This window comes from Alteromonas sp. DYW1 (assembly GCF_059752595.1).
The window spans coordinates 2,857,838-2,878,435 of record NZ_CM186038.1; the positions used below are offsets into that span (position 1 = coordinate 2,857,838).

Here is a 20,598-nt window from a genome sequence, read left to right on the forward strand (position 1 = left end):
ATGCGAGATACGACTAAAAGCTTAAGCGCCAATTTAACTTATTGCGAGTAACGCTTCGTTGGCTTCATCTATCAACATTTTATACTTGCGACTCACTCGCAAGGATTGCTGATCAGAGAGGCACAGTTGATAACTGCCATTGGCGTTGGGATGACAACTAATGACGTGCTGTAAATTGACCAAACATGAGCGGTTAATGCGCACAAAGTGGTGACCGGATAGTTGTTGTTCCAGTGCTTTTAATGTCGCCCGAATAATGTGATTGTTATCATGGGCATGAATACACATGTAATCACCTGCGGCTTCAATCCAGAAAATATCCGTAACCAATAAGTTAAGCCAAGAAGAGCCGTTACGAAACTGAACTCTTGCCGCCGCTTGTGATGCATTCAGTGGCGGCTCTTTTACTGGCGTAGACGAGTCAACACGCCGCAAGTACCAATGCTCAACTTTGCTCAAGGCCCGACGTACTTGCGACGTCTGCAACGGTTTAATTAAATAGTCTAAGACCGGATACTCAAATGCTTTAAGCGCAAATTGCGCATGCCCAGTAGTAAACACAATCGGCGGCAACGATGCACGTTCTGCCATTAGAGAATCGAGAAAGCCAAAACCGCTGACGCCGGGTAAGTCAATATCCAAGAATATTACGTCAATGCGTTCATCCTGCATGTATTGTCGCGCCTGCTGTGCGTCCTCACAACAAATGCTGACTGCGTCCGTACAAGCAGATTTCAGTTGCAGTTGCAGCGCTTGTCTGGATTTATGGTCATCATCTATGATTAGAAAAGAATACACTAATCTGGTCACCTGAGAGTTTGCGAAAAAAAAGGGCTGCTTGTTACCAATCAGCCCAACATACCAGGAATAAATACACACTTACTGCTATATGTATTGGCCGGTTCACTACGCCGACAACTAAACTATAGTCCACCCTTCAATTCCTTCCATACCGATGTGATTAGATACCGATGTTGAGGGGTGAACTGCCCGAATTACGACAAAATGTGTCGAATTCGCTCTTTCCCTCACTCAAATCGCTTTGCTGTTAACATTTGGGTATTCACTCTAGATTTGCGTTCCAGCAGAGCTGCGGTGGTTTCTGCATTATGGCTTAGGGCAAAATCTTGTGCAGATTCACCATTGCATACCAGCCCTTCATTGACTTGCTGGTACGTTAGTCGACTGCGTTTCACTGCCCGGTGTAAGGCCAGCTTGCTGTCGCTTTTTAGAGCGACACATATATTCACGAGATCTTGCTTGAGTGTGTCATCCATTGGAGTCGCAGTTACGGATGTTGACACTAATACCGTGGCGGCTGCTACGGTGCTGAAAGTCATTAATTTACGTACGGTTGTTCTCATCATTTTTTCCTCTTTTCGGCACAATGGGATAGTGCAGAACAAAAACTAATGGATGGAACGGCTTTACGCCTGCCATTTGCGGTCAGGGCAAATTATTTGCGACGGCGCGACAAATCTGCTGATGAGCACGATAATTGGTCTGTAAGGAAGAGGGATTGGCCTTGCCTAAGACATATTTTGTAACGCGAGCGATGATCACATTAAAAAAGGACGATAAATCGTCCTTTTTTTACAGTGCGCTATCGAGGTGAATTTTTATGAATAGTGGTGTGCCGACTTTTGAATAATCAATTTTGTATTCTTTACCGTTTAGCGTTTGGATAAATAACAGTGTCTTTTCATCACCAAATACGTCACTGGTTGTCACGTCAACCAATTCCATGTCCATCAATTTAGCTTCACGCTTATTATCCGGTACTTTACCTTCGTATTGTTTGATGCCCCGATGGGTTACGACTACCGGTGGATAGTCTTCGCCGTTTAAGATCAACAAATCAAGTTTACGAATTTTATGAATGATGGTGTTACGCCCACTCACCAAAAATGGCTTTTCTGTCATTATTATTATCTCCACGCACAAGTATGACTTTTAATTCTTCGAAGATAGCAAAGAATAATCCTTGATGCACTAGCTAATGTGCGCTTAATCCCTGATAGATGGTGGGTTTACTGGTGCATGGAGGCTAGGGTCACGTAAAAAACTATGATCCGTCAAACTTAACAGAAACGCTTTTAGATCGGCATGCTGTTGTGTCGTTAACTCAAAACCTTGCATAAACGGACTTTTGAATGGACTATTTGTGCCTTCGCCGCGGCCACCAGCCGCATAAAAAGCGATGACTGCATCCAATGAGGGCAAACTCCCGTCATGCATATAGGGCGCAGTTTGTGCAATGTTACGTAGGGTTGGGGCGCGAAATCGCCCCATATCACGTGGCTCAAGCGTGATTTCTATCAAGCCGGTGTCTTTGCTCGGATATGCCCCTTGTCCATCCACATTATACAATCCGGTGTTGTGAAAGGGCTTGAGATCCAACTGCTGAAACGCATGTTGGCTGGACTGGGTAAAATTAAAGCCACCGTGGCAATGAAAACATTCAAGCCGTTCAGAAAAAAACAACTCCATCCCGCGCAACTCTGAGGGTGATAATGCACCGTCAATTTGGCGGTAAGCATAATCATCAAACGCTGAGTTAAATGACACCAAACTACGCACATAACTGGCTAATGCCTTAACTATACGGTCAAAGGTAATGCTGTCATCGCCAAATGCGGCACTGAATAGAGCCTGATACTCATCAGTAGCAAAGCGGGTTAATACCTTTTCTTCATTCCCCGTGATCCCCATCTCTACAGGATGCTCACCAAACAACGGGATCAGTAGCTGCTGTTCGATCGTTTTTAATCCGTTGTGTGCCCAGGTTAAACTGCCGTTGTAAGCAACATTGACAAGCGCCAACGCATTGCGTCGCAAGGGCTCCCCTGTAGAGCCTGAGGATGTTGTTCGTGGTTCTGCAAAGGCATGCTCTGGCATGTGACAAGTGCTGCAACTCATTGCGCCATTGCCACTGAGCCCGGGTTCGAAGAACAAGGCTCGCCCTAGCGCAACTTTCTCTTCTGTCATTGGATTATCTTTGGGCACACTAGGCTCCGGAAAGCCTTCAGGTAGTTGCCATACAAACGGCGTAGGTGATTGTGGCAGACCACTGTAAATTGCACCTGCCGTGAGCAGTCCGAGAATAAAATAAATCAGAAGTCGCTGCATGCGTCTATTGCCTAATCAGGTTTTCTTGTTGCAGATTAGCAAATAACTGCGCACATTCTTTTTGCATTGCCGGTTGTAACATGCAATGCCCCACTCTTTCAGGGTGCACCGTTTGTAACAGAGTCGCTAAATCAAACTTTAGCCCCGCAAGCGGGCGAGTTAACTCCACTTCCACAGTAAATCGATTCGGCTGAGCACAAGCTTCGTTAGGCGGCCTTACCACGGACTCGCTGACACAGCCCACACTCCCTAAGTGAAATGACCATGGCGCATGCGCATTGGTTGGCACTGCGCTGATATCAAAACGCAAAAACTTGTAACCCATCCGCCACGACCAAAACATCTCCGGAATATTCAGCGGTGTTGATTGTAACAACGGATTTGCATGGTTGAGCGCGAAGGGAACCGCCAAAGAAAAGCGCAATGCTGTTGCCGTTGCTAGGTTGTGTCCAGCGCTAGCCAATGAAAGCTGTGTATTACTGACTGAATTTATCTCCGTCGGTGGGCAATCAGTTGCAAACCAAAGTAGCGCTACATCATTGGTTTGCCAGTCATTGGGGAGCAGAGACACGCGGGTCCATTGCTCATTTTGCGCTTCCTTTATGGCGATATCGGAGATAAACAGAGCCAATCGGTCGATTTGCCAATTCTGTTGGTTGTGCACAAAGGTTGCAGGGCATTCGATTGCGCTATCCGCATAAACCAGTTCAAAAGGCACATCGAACGACTCAGTAATTGTACTAGTCTGGACCGGCACAGGCTTGCAGCTAAACTGGCTAAACATTAATAACAGCGCTATGATTGCCCAACGCAAAGACAAGGAATCCAGCATGTCGTCCGTTACTCTACTTCGTTTATTAAGTGTCACTATGATGCTTGGCACCATCACCCTCAGTCAAGCTGCGCACGCACACAGTGACAAGGAAAAAGCTCGCTTTGTTGCAGAGTCGGGCATTGATGCCGGGACGTGTAATAATCGTTTCAGGCCATGTGCAAGTATTCGCTATGCGGTGCAACAAGCCAACAAAGGTGACAACATTTTGGTCGCTGCTGGCACCTATAACATTCAGGATGAGCAAGAGCTCCTTTACCTAGTATCGGAACTGCAGCCAGTGTTAGGCGGGTACAGCACGATTGACAACTATCAAGTACAGCAACCTTCCGTATCTTCAACCACCTTGGTCGGTGTGCCATTACACTATGCCGACGCACTTTACGCCAAGGGTTTTGATGTGATAGTCGACACCAAAGGTGCCGCTACCAGCGTATTAGATGCAAAATTGGATTCGGTGCAACGCATGACCACTGCGCATGGCCGTGCAGCCTGTGTGGATGGCCAGGCGGCTGGGTTTGAATGCCACAATATCAGCTTGCTAGCGCACTTACCGCTCTCCGCTCTTCCCACCAACAGTAGCTCGGCCAATGATATATGGGGCCATGTTGATCTCAATACCATGCGCGAATATGCCATTATTGGTTTACGCCGCGGTATCGCCGTTGTGGAAGTGAGCGATCCAGAGAATCCGCAGGTGATTGGCTCAGTAACAGGGCAAGCAACGACGTGGCGCGACATTAAAGTGTATCAATATTATTCTGCTGCTGAACAACGCTGGTTAGCTTATGCATACGCCGGTGCAGACAGTGTCACCGAAGGCCTCGCCATCATAGATTTATCCGGCTTGCCAGAGAGTATTAGCTTGGCAAATCGCGCCACCGACGATAGTCGCGCACACAATGTTTACATTAGTAACGTGGATTACACCACTAACACGGCATTAACCGGGCGGACGCCGTTACTGCACGCCGCAGGCACCAATAACTTTGGTGGCGCTTGGCGGACCTTTAGTTTTAAAGATCCCACGAATCCCGATGCTGAATACAGTAACAACAGTAAAACTCCCAGTCGCTACTATACGCACGATGCATCCAGCGTATTAATTGACGATCACCGTGCAGAACGTGATTGCACCGATGCAGAAAACGGCGTGTGTAATGTCATGCTCGACTTTAATGAAGATGAGTTAATTCTGTGGGACCATACTGCGCCTTCCAAGGCGACCGAACTGGGTAAGCAGACCTACCCCAACGCTCAATACGTGCACTCGGGATGGTGGAGTGAAGATAAACAATATGTAATCTTGCATGACGAACTCGATGAGCAACGGGTTGGTATAAACACCACGGTACATTTTTTTGATATTAGCGATTTAAATGCACCACTTTTAGTTTCTTCATGGGTTGGCCCGACGCGCGCGATCGACCACAACGGCTTCGTACGTGGTGACCGTTACTACATGTCGAACTATGAACGAGGCGTAACCATTCTAGACATTAGTAACCCACTTGCACCGCAAGAGGTCGGCTATTTTGACACCTTTGGTACTTCTAATAGCCCGTCATTTAATGGTACTTGGGGGGTCTATCCGTATCTCCCTAGCGGTATTATTCTTGCGAGTGATATTCAGGGCGGATTGTATATTTTAAGCGATGACACTCGCTCGAGTGAAACCAACCGCGTTGGATTTGTCACGACACAAGTGGCTGGCAACGAAGGCGAAGAACTGTCTGTTGTAGTCAGCAGAACAGGTAGTGGCGCAATGAGTGTCGATTACCAAGTAGTGACAGGCTCTGCAACAACTAGTGATATTGATTATAGCAATGGCCGTCTTAGTTGGTCGGCAAATGATCCCAGCGATCGCACAATCTCAATAACCTTGAATACAGACGACAAAGAAGAGCATGACGAGCTGTTTTTCGTGCGCCTAAGTAATCCTTCTGGGGGGAGCTTAGACAATCAAAACTTAGCGTTCGCGACTATCAATGGTTCACCTATTGTCCGCGGTCTTGTCGGGTTTGAGCAGGCCGAGTATGTCGTTAAAGAAATTGATGGTGTCGTCAACCTAACGGTATTTAGGAATGGCGGTTCCGACCAAAGTATAACGGTTGATTATACAGTTACCGCGCAAGGCGCGACGCTCGGTAGTGATGTAGAGATTAGCAATGGTACGCTAACCTGGAACGACGGCGAGGACCAGACTCAGCAAATTTCGCTCACTATACTCAACGATGAAGAAAGTGAAGGACTTGAACAACTGCAAGTGACTTTAAGTGCAACCGACCCAAACGTGCTGAGTGAATCAATCTCTACCGTAGTCTCCATTCGGGACGATGAGACTAATCTTGCGCCCACCGTTGATGCAGGCACAGATATTAATGTAAATACCCGCCAAACCGTGGTGCTGACTGCGGTTGCAAGTGATCCAGAAGAACAACCTATGACTTTCAGCTGGCAACAAACGGGTGGTAGCAGCGTTACCTTGGGTGAAACAGATACCTTGTCACCTCGCTTCTCAGCGCCGGCGAATGCTACAACGATTGAGTTACAATTGACTGCAGAGGATGATTTTGGTGCCACCACGACAGATACCATCGTCATCACTGTCAATGCGAGCAGTGCAGAAGTTGTGACCTCAAATGGCAGTTCAGGCGGGGCGGTTTATTGGTTACTCGCCGGTTTACTCACACTAATATTTGTCCGCAGACGCAGCTAATCAAAAGAGTATGCCTGAGTGAAATGGTTAAAAAACACTCAGGCAAACCTACCCAAGCGACACAACAGATGACAAGCCTTTTAAAACTGCTTATACTGCGCCACGCTTGTTTCAAGCTATTCTACACAAAGGCCCGATAGCTCAGTTGGTTAGAGCATCCGACTCATAATCGGCAGGTCCCCTGTTCAAGTCAGGGTCGGGCCACCATTTTTAAATGGGTGCTTACCTAATACATAGGTAACACTTTATACCGGATGCATAGGTGACACTTTCGGTAAAAAGGGATTGTTAGCTGGTTCGACCCGGCCAACTTCTTCATCAAAAAATCCTAGTTCATATTCCATAAAATTAACAGACCATATTTTGTCATCGACTTCACTGATCCCCACGTGCTGCCCAGCAAATACGGTACTAAGATTGATTTTTCTTCGACGTACACAAATTCGCCCGCATTGAGTGACTAATAGCGTTTTGTCATGCATGGGATACTCTAGGGCTTCAGGGTGAAAGAATTCACGGGTAGAAGGTGTATACAGTTCACCAGGGTAACGCATGCCAATGGCTTGGTGAGGTCTATCGTTATTATACTGCTCAATAAAACTATCAAAGCGTTCTTGCTGCTGTAAAAAGTTAAACTGTGCAGGCTTTGTGGCCTCTTTTTTTAAGGTCAGGTGCATACGCTCATGGCGGCCATTTTGTTGGGGATTGCCTGGCTTAATGCGTTCAATATTAATGCCTAGCCGTAACCACCAAACGGAGAGGCGACTTAGACCAAACAGGGCGTTTGGCGAGGCAAAAGGTAGACCGTTATCAGTGCGAATAGCGTCAGGTAGTCCGTATTCTTTAAATGCGCGCTCGAACACGGTAAATGAGTCGATGGTGCGAGTAGAGTCAAGGGCGTCACAGGCGAGTAAATAGCGCGAGCTATAATCCGTGATGGTGAGAGGGTAGCAGTACCTCTTATTGCCTAACAAAAACTCGCCTTTAAAGTCGGCGCACCATAGACTATTTGCGCGTTTAGGGTCGCTTAATGTTGTGCCACGAGCCTTATAGCGGCGCTTTCGCTTGCTGTTGACGAGTCCGTGACGTGATAACACTGCATGCACGGTACTGATGGCTGGCGGCTTCACTTGAGGATATTGGCGTTGGAGTTTTTCGCGTATCTTAGGAGCCCCCCAGTGTGGGTACTCTTTTTTAAGACCTAAGATACTTCTCTCAACTTGAAAAGGTATCCTCATTCCGTGCTTGTAAGGGGCTCTGGATTGATCTTTCAAGCCATCGAGTCCGGCCTCTTTGTAACGGCTAAAAAGCTTATAGCCAGTCTTACGAGAAATACCAAACTCACGACACAGAGGTGCCATTTTTTCGCTTTCTAACAGGCGACCGACAAATTTAATTCGTTCATCCATCAGGTTACTCACTGTCCAAGGCATCTGGATTACTCCAAATGCTAAAAGTGTAACCTATGTAATCGGAATGAAATGTAACCTATCTATCGGTAAGCTCAATGTGATGTTGTTTAAGCGCCTCATACGCCGGCAACACCTCGGCCAAAACTCGCTGTTGCTGCTCTGTAAGGGTAACCTCGCGCGCGTGATATTCACCAAAGCCTGTCGACTTCTCAACATTGTGGTACCAATGCGAGGCCCATACACCGTCGCTATCGCGCCGACCTGCCGGCCAGCTTAACATGTGTTCTGAATAGGGCATGCCAAGGGCGTTGCACAGAGACTGCATGGCATGAGCGGGATCTTTCAACACCCAGTTTGAATCGATTACCGGAATATCTTGCCCCGAAATTTCAGAGATGGCTTGGTACAATTCCCATTGGCGAATAATGCCAATGTCCTCTGCACAACATACCCCCCGACTCCGGGTATAAGAATCAATGATTTGCGCAGGATCGCGGATCAAAAAACAATGCGTCAGTTTTTGTGTCCAGGCCAAGTCAACATCAGGCAACATATGATGCGTCATTAGCTTTTGGTATTGATATTGACTCGGGCATGGCGCCTTAGTGAGCTGCTTCACTACATCAATATAGGCGGCTGGCTGACTGGCAACCACTTCGTCAAACATAGGATGTGGACTCTGCGTTTTGGTGAGGTAATACGCATAGAAGGGCTCATCCACAACCTCACAATCTGCTCTGTTTTCAAAACTGCGCATCATCGCCGTCGAAATATTGCGTGGACCAGACCACATGGCTATTCGATGTGTCACAACCGACCATCCTCGGCTTGTATTGCCCGCTTATAATAGTCTTGGAGTTGCTTCATTAAGGTAAAATCGCCCTCGCCAATTCGCCGCCCATCAACTTCACCGACCGGAGATAGTCCGGCAAAAGTGCCTGTAATGAAGGCCTCGTCCGCGCCATACACCTCTGATAAAGTAAAGTTTTTTTCAAACACGGGGATCTGATTCGCTTTACATAAATCGATAACCTTGCGACGCGTGATCCCATCGAGACAATAATCACCACTAGAAGTCCAAACCTCACCATGGCGCACAATAAAAAAGTGGGTGGAGTTACAGGTTGCAACGAAACCGTGGGGATCCAGCATTAGCGCTTCGTCAACACCCGCCTTAGCTGCTTGAATGCAGGCAAAGATGCAATTTAACTTAGAATGGGTGTTAAGCTTCGGATCTTGCACGTCAGAATACCCCCGCCGCACATGGGTAGTAAATAATCGTAAGCCTTCGTCACTGGGCACTTTGGGTGCCTTGTATTCGGGTATTATAACAATGGTAGGTGGCGTAATTGTCACCCGCGGATCTTGGTACGGCGTTGCTTTGATCCCTCGCGTTATCATCAGCCGAATATGCACATCATCATGCATATTATTGGCCTGGCATGTGGCTATAATTCGGTCGACCAAATCCTGCTTCGATAGGCCAATGTCCATATCGAGCGCTTTGGCCCCGTCGTACAAACGCTGCATATGCTCGCGGGCAAATACCAGTCGGCCAGCGTGCATTCGAAGCCCTTCCCAGACGCCATCACCAAGAATAAAGCCACTGTCAAAGACCGATATTTTTGCCTCATCTCGCTTAAACAATTGACCATTAATATTGATCACAATGTCAGCATTGCGGGGGTCATCATGGTATTGGTGCGTCGCCATCAGAATTCCTTCACTTGAGGGTTTACTCACACTAAAAGTAAATGCCGAACAACGCAATAATATTCTGCCTAAGTTCAAATAGTTATAGTTTGGAATAGGTTAAGAGCAGTATACTTGTAGCATGAGTTATACTATTCCAACTCAAGCCGAATATGCATTGCTTGAAGTCAAAAAGAGCCAATTCCATGCGCTCGCTGCCCCCGCTAGTGATCGGCAGATGGCGATGCACTGGTTGCAAGAGATGCAAAGTCGCTACCCAGACGCGCGCCACCACTGCTGGGCCTATCTGCTTGGTAGGGCTGACCAGCCAAAAAGTATGGCGATGTCGGATGATGGTGAGCCTAGTGGTACCGCAGGCAAACCCATCCTAAATGTTCTCCAGCACAATCCAGTTGGTGACGTAGTAGTCATTGTTAGCCGTTATTTTGGCGGTATTAAGTTGGGTGCAGGAGGACTGGTGCGGGCCTATTCAAGTGCTGCTCAACAAGTGATTGAAAACATACCAACTCGCATTTTAGTACCAACGTCACGTGTCCAAATCACAGCCGATTTTAAGCATGAGCAATACCTTCGGCATTGGCTTGAGCAACGCGGCGGTTCGATTCAGCATTGCATCTACAGTACTGAGATATGCCTTGAGGCGGAAATTGCGACCGCAGAACTCGGGCACCTCGCGGGTGTGTGCGCCAGCATGAACCTGCAATGGCAAGTTAACGAGTAGGCTGTTGTCATCGTTTCTTATGCCAATTTCGGTTGAAAAGAAAAAGCAGCCCACTACCTAGCACCTATACCAACTCAACACTCAACGGCGGTTGTTGCTTAGCAATATCCAGATAGTCTTCAAGTAATCCATCCGACTCGATATTACTCACTCGCCACTTACCCTCGATCAAGGTCAATGTCCAAATACTGGCGACGTCCTTGTCTTTGTCATTGCCTTCTACAATTTCGCCACTGGTTTTGTCTTGCAAGTAATCTTGCATATTGGCTGCCATGTACAAAACTACAATGCTTTGATTATTGGTGATCCCCTCGTCATTGCGTGGCAACACCAAAACCGGGAACGTTTTAGTTATCTTGCTGATTCGGCATATATTCTTCAATCCGCGCTGCCGCCAATCATCCAAGTAAGTGACCTGTTGGTGTTGCATAAAACTCTCTTCCAAATACTCTGCAGCAATCGACAAATCTTCAGACGTCCATGCTTGATGTATACGTTGAAAGGCGGTTTGTGCCACTTGCTTTAAATGTAGCCACTCGAATTCCCGATGTTTACGCCCTAGGACTGTTAAATTGCGCATTGCCAAACGGCTGAGTCGGCGAGTTTTGAACATACGCAACACAATGAGCGGTAAGAAGAAAACGATAAATAAACCCAATAAAATCTTACCTAATGGACCATCAAATAACGTATTAGCAATCCGGCCGCTGGGGGCTGCTTGGGCGATAATGGGAAAAAGATAAAGAACAATAGATAAAAGGTACGCGAACGCGCGCGAGAGCTGTTGTAGTGTCTGCATAATAATCCTTAAGTAAAAGTTTTATGCAGATTATCAGCGTGATTGAAAGGATGATTGTGACAAAAGTCACGATTTTAAAGCAATTGGCTACCGTTATGTAACGGTAACCAATTCACTAGACTAAAAAGAACCAATCACACTCAACGTCGCATTGATTGGCGCAGCGACTGTCGCCTGATGCGTCGAATGGGCATTCGGGAAATATAATTCGTCAGTCAGGTTTTCGACATTCAACTGAACCCGCAGGGTGTCAGACACGTCATAGAATGCCGCCGCATCCACGCGAGTATAACTTGGTAACACGGCTGAATTACCATTATCAATAAAACTTTCATCTTGATAAGTGGCACCCACACCAAAGCCAAACGCGTCGTTGACTTGATACATGCTCCAAATTGAGAACATATTCTCAGGAAGTTCGCGCGGTGCGCGCCCTGTAGGTCCTGTACGGTCAACAATTTCACCGTCCAAGTTGCTGTAGTTCACAGCGAGGGACCAACCCTCATTAATATAACCACTCAATTGTAATTCAAAACCTGAAATTTCTGAGTCGATAACATCCAGTGTGGCTGGATCATTATCAGCCACTTGAGGGGAGCTTTGTTCGTTTTCGAAAATCGCCGCAGTGAAACTTAAACCCCCGTCAAAATCCCATTTCAGGCCGATTTCACGATTCGAATAAGAATCAGGATCGAGCTGGGCCTTATCACCATTGATATCAGTGAATTGCTCACCACTGCGCGGCAAGAAAGACTCGCTGTAACTGGCATATAAAGAAATGTTTTCTTGCGGTTTGTAGATGATCCCGGCACGTGGTGATACTTCTTCGTCGGTGCGGCTGCGAGATTCATCGGTTTTCACGTTAAAAACATCGATATCGAAGCGATCAAAACGTGCACCGATAACAATATCGAGGTTTTCAGATAATTCGATTTCATCTTGTACGTACAGCGACATTACGCCGAGATCAACACGCGTATCATCATTCAAGCTGCTGAATGCAACAGTGAAGTTTTCACCCTGTGCATTAACTCCAGCCATTGCGCGAAAGTTCAATGGGCGTTGTATATCGAACCATTCACGATCGGAATTGTTGGTTGAAAAAACCGGATTAAAACGGAATTGATCTGAACTGGTATCAATCCATTCAGCGCCTACAATCAACGTATGACCAATACCACCCGTTTGAAACTCGCTTACAATATTTCCCGACAGGATAAGATTATCTCGCACGGTTTCATCAATATAACCATCGAGTTCAACTTCGTTGGCAACAGGGTCATAGTTACTGGCATAAAAGTTGGCGTAAACCTTATCATAATCGCCATAAAAGGCGTTGAAGTTACCTTTGATAAAGTCAGTAAACTGGTGCTCAATGTTGGCGCGAAAGATATGGGCTTCTAGTTCATGATAATTGTTGTCTGGATCAGCGAAAACAATATCTTCAAAGGCTTCCACAGGGCGTCCATCAGCGCCCGTAGGTACTCCGCGATCGATGAAACGTTCATGATTGATGTACTCGTAAGATACGTCCAACGTGGTATCCCGGTCGAGTTCGAACCGAGCGGTTGGATTAAAGCCAATCCTTTCCCCGTCATAAAAGTCGCGATGGTTCTCTAGTTGCTCGTACATTGCATTTAAACGTAATGCAGAGCTTTCACTGCTTGCGACATTGGTATCCAATTCGACACCGTATCCACCAAAACTATTCAAGTTGGCTTTATACCCAGTAAACTCCTCGCCTAGCTGTGCTTTCTTAGCAACACGATTCAAGATCCCACCGGTGCCACCGCGTCCAAATAACAAGGCATTGGGGCCACGCAGGATCTCGACTTGTTCAACATTATATAACGCTCGATAATATTGCACATCGTCGCGGTTACCGTCTAAATAGAAATCCGCCGTTGAGCGAACCCCTCGAAAAACCACCGAGTCGCGATGCCCTTCGCCCTGCGAAGTATTAACCCCTGGCGTGTAATCAATAATCTGACCAATGCTGTTTATCCCGCGTTGGGTTAATTCATCAGCGGTCATAATTGAGAGGCTTTGTGGTACATCAATAATTGGAGTTGGGGTTTTAACCGAGTTTGACTCGTTGACAGAAAGATAACGACCTTCGACCACAATGCGTTCAAATTCTGCAAGTGTTTCTGCAGCTAACGACTGACTCAACAATAGTGCGGTAGCAACACCGGTTAATTTCAATTTCAAAGCAAACCTCTGCTGTTATTGGAAAAAGCTCAGATAACTGTCGCTCTAGAGCCAAATTGATTAGGCACTAGAGACGTTATCGGCGTATAAACTGAATGATTTCGCAAATCTTAATACGAATTATTCTTATTTGCGAGTAAAAATTGGTTTTTTGACGAATATTTAATCCATAACCGCTTGCTGCATTGACTAATCAGTGAGTTGTCTCAGCATTTCAAAAATCACCATTTAACACACCACACTCATCTATACTTTGCCTATTCAACACCACTTATCTACCGAAATTTGATGTAAAAGTGACAGCTTACGGGAGAGGAGTATCGCACGTATCTACACCAATGCACCTACCACATTTTCGGAAATGCTCGCGCCGGTCCCTGTTAATATTCAAGCGACCGCACAGCAGCTGCGAAGCATTATCAATAGCGCATTACCTATGTTGACAGAAACAGTGTCAGGCGGTTTAAAAGTGGCCAACGCGCTGTACAGTTTAAATATCGACAGTCAGGTGGTTTGTGGGCTGCAAGTAAATAATCAAAACGTAAAGCTATTTATTCATCAATTTGCTGCGGTGAACACCAATGATTTCAGGCTGGAAGGAACAGGGAAGCACGCCAGACATATTAAGTTTGCTGACGCGCATTCTCTAGATACTGAGCGTATCAAACAGCTACTCAAGGACGTCTATTCCGCTTGTGATTTTGCTTGAATCGACTCTTACTTAATTGTCTTAAATCAATAAACTAAATCAAAAACCCTGATCTTCAACATTTTGTAAAAAAGCTTATGCTACAGTTAATTATGGAATAGCGGCGAACGGTCTTATTACCCAGTCTTTGAGGAATCTATGAGTACATTTAAACATGTCTTATGCGTATTAACAGAATTACAAGCCCCCGACGAAGTGGTTCAGCATGCAATGCACATTTGTCAGCAACACAACGCTAAGTTGACGGTGCTGTTAACACTGGAGCCGCTACCACCGAATGCAAATATGGTCATGGAGTCATTTGCTTATATTGACACCTTTGAAAGTATGCAAAATGCTGCGCAAGCTCGACTCGATAAAAAGGCCGCAGAATGGCGTCAAACCATGCCATTAGAAACCCAGCTACGGATTGGCCATGGGTTTGTTGAGATCGCTAAAACAGCCAACGAATTGCATGTTGATCTCGTCCTCAAAAAAGCCAAAACAGATCTTCTTGACCGCTTATTCGGGCATGAAGATATGCGCCTTCTTTCTAAGTGCCCTGCTCCTGTATGGCTTGTCCACAAAGGCGACACCACACAGTACAAACGCGTCGTTGCTGCTGTAGATGTGAATTATCATTACCCTGAACACGAACTTAAGATCCGCAAACAGTTGAACGAAAATGTGGTCATTCAAGCTGCACAAATTGCCGTCAAAGAACAGGCTGAATTGCATATCGTCCACGTGATCGACAATCACATTGATATGGTAGTCTACGACGGAATTGTCGATATCGGTGCCAATGCATTTATTGAAAATCAACAGGACACTGAGCAAGAACGGCAAGCTGCAGTTCAGACTTTAGTTGACCTTGTGACCTCTGCGAATCCTGAGGATGTGGTCGCAGATTTGCATATTCAAACCAGTATACTAAGTGGTAACGCCCGCCAAGACATTCCGCGCGCAGTCAAAGAGCTAAATGCTGACTTACTGGTAATGGGAACGGTCGCACGTGTCGGTATACCGGGTTTCTTTATGGGTAATACCGCTGAAGCCATTTTAAACCAAGTCAATTGCAGCGTATTGGCACTGAAACCACATGGGTTCACCTCGCCGTTAATCACCTAACTTAGGGTTTAACTGATACAAGCGTCGTTTTGTCGCGTAAACTTAATCTTCTCGCAATCGATTCGGTAAACAAGGTAACGACGCGTGATCCAAACAACGTCAGTAGTCGCATGGTTATTCGGTTATTTACGGCCCTACAAACGCAAGGTTGCTGCCGCAATCATGGCGTTGTTTGTCGGCTCTTTTGCCTGGTTACTGCTTGGTCAAGGGATTCGCTTAGCCGTTGATCAAGGCTTTGTTGCCAGCAACGCGGCGAAACTGGATCAGTTACTTTTCGGTGTGTTGATCATTAGTCTGCTTGCCAGCCTAGCCACCTATTTTCGTTTTTCCCTAATGACATGGCTCGGTGAGCGTGTCAGCGCGGATATTCGCATTGCTGTCTATCACCATTTGTTAGCCTTGAGCCCAGAGTTCTTCAGCCAGACACGCACCGGCGAGGTGATATCACGCTTTACTGCTGACACAACAGTGTTACAAAGTGTGATTGGTATGAGTATATCCATGGCTCTGCGCTCAAGCGTAACATTCATTGGCGCATTATTACTGATGTTATTCTCCAGCCCAATGCTAACCCTGTATGTTTTAATCGCAGTACCCATCGTATTATTACCGATAAAACTGTTAGGTAAACAAGTCCGACATTTTTCGCGGCTTAGTCAGGATCGTGTTGCCGATATCGGTGCCTACGTTGATGAAACGTTGCACGAAATCCAAACGGTACAAGCCTACAATCATGAAAATATTGATCGCCAAGCCTTTAGTGAACGCATTGAGCGAGTGATGTCAGTTGCGCAGCAGCGGATTCACTATCGTTCGTTACTCATCGTCAGTATCATGGCCATTAGTATGTGTGCCATTGTCATCGTTGCTTGGCTCGGCGCAACCGACGTACTGCAGGGTGATATGTCAGCCGGTGAGCTCACCGCTTTTATGTTTTATGCCGTGTTAGCAGGCGGCAGCGTTGCCACTGTTAGTGAAGTGATTGGTGAGATCCAAAAAGCGGCTGGCGCGTCTGAACGGTTGATGGAATTATTGGCTCAATCCCCAAGCATTGAACAAAAGTCCAACGCAGAAACACTCCCTACAGCACCTGTAGACTGTAGCCAAGAAGCCGCATTAGTGCTGAAAAACGTAAGTTTTCACTACCCTAGCGACCCACTCAAATCAGTACTGAAACAGATCAATTTGCGGGTTACTCAAGGAGAAAAAGTCGCCCTAGTTGGTGCCAGTGGTGCAGGTAAATCAACACTGTATCAACTCTTGATGCGTTTTTATGATGTAACCGAAGGTGACATTCTCCTTTTTGGTCAGGCACACAACACATTACCCGTTGCCACATTACGTCGACATTTCGCGCTGGTGCCACAGGAATCAGTAATTTTTGCTGACACAGTGTTAGCTAACATTCGCTATGGTCGACCTGACGCATCTGATGACGAAGTGCATGCGGCTGCCCAAACGGCGATGGCTGACGAATTCATTTTGGACTTGTCTGACGGTTACAATACAAATCTGGGTGAGCGCGGAGTTAAATTATCTGGGGGACAAAAACAGCGCATTGCCATCGCCCGCGCTATCTTAGCCGACCGCCCGATTTTACTCTTAGATGAAGCCACCAGCGCACTGGATGCCATGAGTGAACAAGCGGTAAAGCAAGGGTTAGACAATCTGATGCAAAGCAGAACAACACTGATCATCGCCCATCGATTATCCACGGTGATCAATGCTGACCGGATCGTCGTGTTGCAACGCGGAGAAATTGTTGCCGAAGGCAGCCATCAAGCGTTGTTGCAACAAAGCCCGCTGTATCGAGAGCTGGCCGAACTGCAGTTATTGGATTGAAGAAAAAAAACAGGCCCCATATTCAATTAACACGATATTGCTATCACTCTGCGACTACTCGTACCGGACACATGGTCATCAACGCCTAAGCCAGCCCCAATAAGTAATCGCTAGTTTTGTCCATTCCACTTATCCCTACCAGTACGTTAGTTGACCGATTTTTTACGACAGGCGACCGCACTGGACCGCTCAGATCCTCAACAATAGTCAGCGAACCTAGATAGATGCATATGCCCTACATTTCAGCATCTGGGCTGACGAGAGTACCCGTTTTTAAGATGGAATACGACCGCTCAGCAATTAACAATGAAAAGGACCCACTATGAAGAAAACCCTGATAAAGGCATCATCGTTAGCACTCGCTATTGGCCTTGCGATTGGTCACACAGCGGTATACGCCGACGACGAGAAAAGTGAAAAGAAAGAAGAAAAAACGTTGACTCAAGTCCTTGAGAATAAGTCAGCTTATAACGGTTTTTTACCCATCTACCAAGACGAAAAAGATGGTACCAGTTTACTCGTCATCGACACAGAAAAGTTAAACAAACCCTTCCTATATTTTGCCAAAACGGTAGATGGACCCGTTGCCGCTGGACACTTTCGTGGCGGTTTCCGTCAATATCGCTTAATTGAAATGCGCCGTGATTTTGATCGTATCGAATTTGTCGCGACTACACCGCGTTACTACTTTGACCCCGATAATGCGATCAGCAAAGCTGCCGATGCCAATATCAGTGAAGCGATTTTAGTTTCTGCCAAAATCGCCCATGAAGACGATGGCAAGATAGCCATAAAATTGGATGACGTAGTTGCTAACGAAAATCTGCATCGCATTGCTCCAATGCCTGCGGACGACCCAAAGGCCGACAAAAAACGCTTCAAGTTAGGCAAGCTTAGTGCTGATAAAACCAAGGTCGCTAGCATCGATAACTTTGCGCAAAACACCCATGTTGTGGTCGATTATGTGTATGAAAATGACACGCCAAAAGTGCGCGGTGGGAATGAAATTACTGACCCCCGTTATACGACTATTAGTTTGCAGCATGCATTTATAGAGCTACCGGAAAGCGATTTTCAACCACGTCGCGATGATCCACGGGTAGGTTACTTTACCCAACAATTTGACGACCTAACCTCAGACCAAACATTTATTGGTCGTGATGTGATTAATCGCTGGCATTTAAAAAAGAAAGACCCTAATGCTGCAGTATCCGATCCAGTCGAGCCCATCGTATGGTGGATCGAGAACACCACTCCCATGGAGTGGCGCGATACTATTCGCGATGCCACCTTAGCTTGGAATTCAGCGTTCGAAAAAGCCGGGATCAGTAACGCCATTGAAGTACGTGTACAACCGGATGATGCAGATTGGAAAGCTGAAGATGTGCGCTATAACGTGTTGCGCTGGACCTCCTCACCAACCCCTCCTTTCGGTGGCTACGGACCAAGCATCGCGAACCCGCTTACCGGGCAAATTATCTCTGCTGACATCATGCTTGAATATACCTTTATGAAAGGCCGCTGGTTAGCCGCGCAAATGTTTACTGACGGTGTCAATGCGTTGGAGAATCCCCTCCCTGCAGGCCTTGAAGCTGAGCAGATGAATTTGTGTTCACTTGGCCATCAATTGCATGCGGGTATGTTATTCGGCCAGTATGCCGGATTAGCCCATGATATGGGCGACATTGAGCAAGACAAGCTTCTTCGTCAATCCATGTACTATTTGATTTTGCACGAAGTGGGTCACACCTTGGGACTCAACCACAATATGAAAGCCACGCAATTGCATGGTCCAAAGGAAGCCCATGATGCAAGTATTACTCAAGGCATCTTAGCGGGCTCAGTTATGGACTATCCATCAGTAAACTACGCACCTGAGGGAATGGAGCAAGGTGACTTTTACAGTGAAAAACCTGGCCCTTACGACGATTGGGTGATTGAGTATGGGTACTCAACTGCTCTCGCTGACCCTGTTGCCGAAGAAGCCCGTTTGTCAGCTATCCTAGCCCGTAGTGCAGAACCTGAGCTGGCCTTTGGTAACGATGCCGACGACATGCGCGCACCGGGTCGGCACCTCGATCCACGGGTCAACATTTTTGATATGTCGAGCGATGCCATTGCCTACGCACAAGATCGTTTCGGCTTGATCAAATCAACGGCAACGAAGCTCAAGGAAAAAACGCTAACCGATGGTCGCTCTCACAACGATCTCGTGGTTGGGGTGAATGTGGTGTTTGGTGAATTCGCTCGCCAAGCCAGCGTGGTGTCGCGCTATGTTGGCGGTGTCTATGTGGATCGTAGCTTGGTTGGCCAAGAAGGATATCAACAACCTTTCACTCCAGTGGCCCTAGCCGACCAGCAACGAGCCATGCAAACGCTACGTGATTATGTTTTCGCGCCCGACGCGATTAGCTCAATGGAACCACTGTTTGCCTATATTCAGCGGCAGCGCAGGGGTTTCGACCACTTTGGTAAAAACGAAGATCCTAAACTGCATGATATGCTTCTCGGTGCACAGAAGAACGTTTTAAATCACTTGTTACATCCCGCGGTCACATTGCGCCTAAGCGATACGGCGTTATATGGCAACGAGTACAAGGTAGAGCAACTCTTCTCCGATCTGACTGCCGCTGTTTTTGCTGCCGACATAAAGCGTGATGTGAATAGTTTCCGGCGTAACCTGCAAAGCGAGTACGTTGAACGACTCATTGCTATCAGTGGACTAGAGCAAGCCAGTAAGCACGATAACTTCGCTAAAGCAGCTGCCCTTTATGAGCTGAATAAAGTGCGTGATATGGTAAGTAGCAAACGCGGTGATCAAGCCACTAAAGTACATCGCTTTTACCTAACGGATCGTATTAATCGTGCGTTTCATAAAAGTATGAGCTAACGACTAGCTTTAGGCGATAGTGCCAATAGTGATGCAAGCCCCCTCTTTCGGGGGCTTTTTGTTTGGGAGATCGCCCCTGGAATTAGGCCATCTGGGCCGTTAATGACTTACCCAAGATCCGATTGGTGAGATACGCCAGCAGTTCTGTTTCTTGTTCACTGCGCTCGCCATCGATTGCCGTAAGTTCCATAGCAACTTCTAACGCCTTATTAGCATCTTGATTAAGCTCTTCGCTCAATGACTGCATAAACGCCTTGCAATCATTGTTGTCCAACGCCTGTCTGGCTTGATGAATGGCGTCATTAAGAAACGCTTGGCGACAGATAGTGCTGCCCCAATCTAATGTGGCTAAAATCTCATCCAAGTAATCCTGTTCACTTAAGGTAACTCTTCCATCCACTTGGTAGAGTAAAACCGATAATTTTATTAATGCTTCGTTAAAGCCTTGTTCTTCGGTTAGCTGCATGTTCACTCCTTACTGCACTCAAAGGAATATGGGGTTGACGAATAG

At 46.6% G+C, this 20,598-nt stretch carries 17 protein-coding genes and 1 tRNA gene; 7 read left to right on the forward strand and 11 right to left on the reverse strand.

Going from position 1 to position 20,598, the window contains the following annotated elements; translation table 11 throughout:
• Positions 1–33 precede the first annotated feature (33 nt).
• The 5 genes from AC121Z_RS12840 to AC121Z_RS12860 all read right to left on the reverse strand — a co-directional run bounded on the left by AC121Z_RS12840 (position 34) and on the right by AC121Z_RS12860 (position 3,886).
• On the reverse strand, positions 34–798 hold the full coding sequence (locus AC121Z_RS12840) for a LytR/AlgR family response regulator transcription factor (protein WP_498124416.1): 765 nt from the start codon (positions 796–798) through the stop codon (positions 34–36).
• Between the two features lie 230 nt (positions 799–1,028).
• Complete coding sequence (locus AC121Z_RS12845) at positions 1,029–1,367, reverse strand: DUF3718 domain-containing protein (protein ID WP_498124417.1); 339 nt, start codon at positions 1,365–1,367, stop codon at positions 1,029–1,031.
• Positions 1,368–1,593: 226 nt separating this feature from the next.
• Positions 1,594–1,923, reverse strand: coding sequence for a hypothetical protein (locus tag AC121Z_RS12850; RefSeq protein ID WP_498124418.1), 330 nt, complete (start codon positions 1,921–1,923; stop codon positions 1,594–1,596).
• 84 nt (positions 1,924–2,007) lie between these two features.
• On the reverse strand, positions 2,008–3,129 hold the full coding sequence (locus tag AC121Z_RS12855) for an MbnH family di-heme enzyme (protein ID WP_498124419.1): 1,122 nt from the start codon (positions 3,127–3,129) through the stop codon (positions 2,008–2,010).
• A gap of 4 nt (positions 3,130–3,133) precedes the next feature.
• Positions 3,134–3,886 (reverse strand): MbnP family copper-binding protein, encoded by a 753-nt coding sequence (locus AC121Z_RS12860; protein WP_498124420.1) that lies wholly within the window; start codon positions 3,884–3,886, stop codon positions 3,134–3,136.
• Positions 3,887–3,959: 73 nt separating this feature from the next.
• Here AC121Z_RS12860 and AC121Z_RS12865 point away from each other — a divergent pair, with 73 nt between their 5' ends.
• Positions 3,960–6,680 carry a choice-of-anchor B family protein gene (locus AC121Z_RS12865; RefSeq protein ID WP_498124421.1) on the forward strand — a complete coding sequence of 907 codons (2,721 nt, stop codon included), beginning with the start codon at positions 3,960–3,962 and terminating at the stop codon, positions 6,678–6,680.
• Between the two features lie 130 nt (positions 6,681–6,810).
• Positions 6,811–6,887, forward strand: a tRNA-Ile gene (locus AC121Z_RS12870).
• 38 nt (positions 6,888–6,925) lie between these two features.
• Here AC121Z_RS12870 and AC121Z_RS12875 read toward each other — a convergent pair.
• From AC121Z_RS12875 to AC121Z_RS12885, 3 genes are read right to left on the reverse strand one after another with little or no spacing between them, the layout of a single operon-like run.
• A complete protein-coding gene (locus AC121Z_RS12875) occupies positions 6,926–8,113 on the reverse strand; it encodes an integrase core domain-containing protein (protein WP_498124422.1) in 1,188 nt (395 codons plus the stop codon).
• Between the two features lie 55 nt (positions 8,114–8,168).
• On the reverse strand, positions 8,169–8,903 hold the full coding sequence (locus tag AC121Z_RS12880) for a sulfotransferase-like domain-containing protein (RefSeq protein WP_498124423.1): 735 nt from the start codon (positions 8,901–8,903) through the stop codon (positions 8,169–8,171).
• Positions 8,900–9,805, reverse strand: coding sequence for an aminotransferase class IV (locus tag AC121Z_RS12885; protein WP_498124424.1), 906 nt, complete (start codon positions 9,803–9,805; stop codon positions 8,900–8,902). The genes AC121Z_RS12880 and AC121Z_RS12885 overlap by 4 nt, the downstream gene beginning before the upstream one ends.
• Positions 9,806–9,926: 121 nt before the next feature.
• Here AC121Z_RS12885 and AC121Z_RS12890 point away from each other — a divergent pair, with 121 nt between their 5' ends.
• Positions 9,927–10,526: an IMPACT family protein gene (locus tag AC121Z_RS12890; protein ID WP_498124425.1), complete on the forward strand. Its 600-nt coding sequence runs from the start codon at positions 9,927–9,929 to the stop codon at positions 10,524–10,526.
• A 64-nt stretch (positions 10,527–10,590) separates the two neighbouring features.
• Here the strand turns inward: AC121Z_RS12890 and AC121Z_RS12895 are convergent, their stop codons facing one another.
• Together AC121Z_RS12895 and AC121Z_RS12900 are read right to left on the reverse strand one after the other, a co-directional pair.
• Positions 10,591–11,325: a Tim44 domain-containing protein gene (locus tag AC121Z_RS12895; protein ID WP_498124426.1), complete on the reverse strand. Its 735-nt coding sequence runs from the start codon at positions 11,323–11,325 to the stop codon at positions 10,591–10,593.
• Positions 11,326–11,445: 120 nt separating this feature from the next.
• Positions 11,446–13,536 carry a TonB-dependent receptor gene (locus AC121Z_RS12900; protein ID WP_498124427.1) on the reverse strand — a complete coding sequence of 697 codons (2,091 nt, stop codon included), beginning with the start codon at positions 13,534–13,536 and terminating at the stop codon, positions 11,446–11,448.
• Between the two features lie 436 nt (positions 13,537–13,972).
• Here AC121Z_RS12900 and AC121Z_RS12905 point away from each other — a divergent pair, with 436 nt between their 5' ends.
• The 4 genes from AC121Z_RS12905 (at position 13,973) to AC121Z_RS12920 (ending at position 20,087) form a co-directional block, all read left to right on the forward strand.
• Positions 13,973–14,245, forward strand: a complete 273-nt coding sequence (locus tag AC121Z_RS12905) for a hypothetical protein (RefSeq protein WP_498124428.1) — start codon at positions 13,973–13,975, stop codon at positions 14,243–14,245.
• 138 nt (positions 14,246–14,383) lie between these two features.
• Positions 14,384–15,355: a universal stress protein gene (locus tag AC121Z_RS12910; RefSeq protein WP_498124429.1), complete on the forward strand. Its 972-nt coding sequence runs from the start codon at positions 14,384–14,386 to the stop codon at positions 15,353–15,355.
• Positions 15,356–15,439: 84 nt separating this feature from the next.
• Complete coding sequence (locus tag AC121Z_RS12915) at positions 15,440–17,197, forward strand: ABC transporter transmembrane domain-containing protein (RefSeq protein ID WP_498124430.1); 1,758 nt, start codon at positions 15,440–15,442, stop codon at positions 17,195–17,197.
• 322 nt (positions 17,198–17,519) lie between these two features.
• Positions 17,520–20,087: a zinc-dependent metalloprotease gene (locus tag AC121Z_RS12920; RefSeq protein WP_498124431.1), complete on the forward strand. Its 2,568-nt coding sequence runs from the start codon at positions 17,520–17,522 to the stop codon at positions 20,085–20,087.
• 82 nt (positions 20,088–20,169) lie between these two features.
• Here AC121Z_RS12920 and AC121Z_RS12925 read toward each other — a convergent pair whose 3' ends face one another.
• A complete protein-coding gene (locus AC121Z_RS12925) occupies positions 20,170–20,553 on the reverse strand; it encodes a tellurite resistance TerB family protein (protein ID WP_498124432.1) in 384 nt (127 codons plus the stop codon).
• Positions 20,554–20,598: the final 45 nt, after the last annotated feature.

Bases quoted from the DNA above. Each gene is read 5' to 3' on its own strand.
- AC121Z_RS12855 (WP_498124419.1), bottom strand. From the start codon at position 3,129: ATGCAGCGACTTCTGATTTATTTTATTCTCGGACTGCTCACGGCAGGT.
- AC121Z_RS12890 (WP_498124425.1), top strand. From the start codon at position 9,927: ATGAGTTATACTATTCCAACTCAAGCCGAATATGCATTGCTTGAAGTC.
- AC121Z_RS12845 (WP_498124417.1), bottom strand. From the start codon at position 1,367: ATGATGAGAACAACCGTACGTAAATTAATGACTTTCAGCACCGTAGCA.
- AC121Z_RS12925 (WP_498124432.1), bottom strand. From the start codon at position 20,553: ATGCAGCTAACCGAAGAACAAGGCTTTAACGAAGCATTAATAAAATTA.
- AC121Z_RS12905 (WP_498124428.1), top strand. From the start codon at position 13,973: ATGTTGACAGAAACAGTGTCAGGCGGTTTAAAAGTGGCCAACGCGCTG.
- AC121Z_RS12865 (WP_498124421.1), top strand. From the start codon at position 3,960: ATGTCGTCCGTTACTCTACTTCGTTTATTAAGTGTCACTATGATGCTT.
- AC121Z_RS12895 (WP_498124426.1), bottom strand. From the start codon at position 11,325: ATGCAGACACTACAACAGCTCTCGCGCGCGTTCGCGTACCTTTTATCT.
- AC121Z_RS12875 (WP_498124422.1), bottom strand. From the start codon at position 8,113: ATGCCTTGGACAGTGAGTAACCTGATGGATGAACGAATTAAATTTGTC.
- AC121Z_RS12920 (WP_498124431.1), top strand. From the start codon at position 17,520: ATGAAGAAAACCCTGATAAAGGCATCATCGTTAGCACTCGCTATTGGC.
- AC121Z_RS12910 (WP_498124429.1), top strand. From the start codon at position 14,384: ATGAGTACATTTAAACATGTCTTATGCGTATTAACAGAATTACAAGCC.
- AC121Z_RS12850 (WP_498124418.1), bottom strand. From the start codon at position 1,923: ATGACAGAAAAGCCATTTTTGGTGAGTGGGCGTAACACCATCATTCAT.
- AC121Z_RS12885 (WP_498124424.1), bottom strand. From the start codon at position 9,805: ATGGCGACGCACCAATACCATGATGACCCCCGCAATGCTGACATTGTG.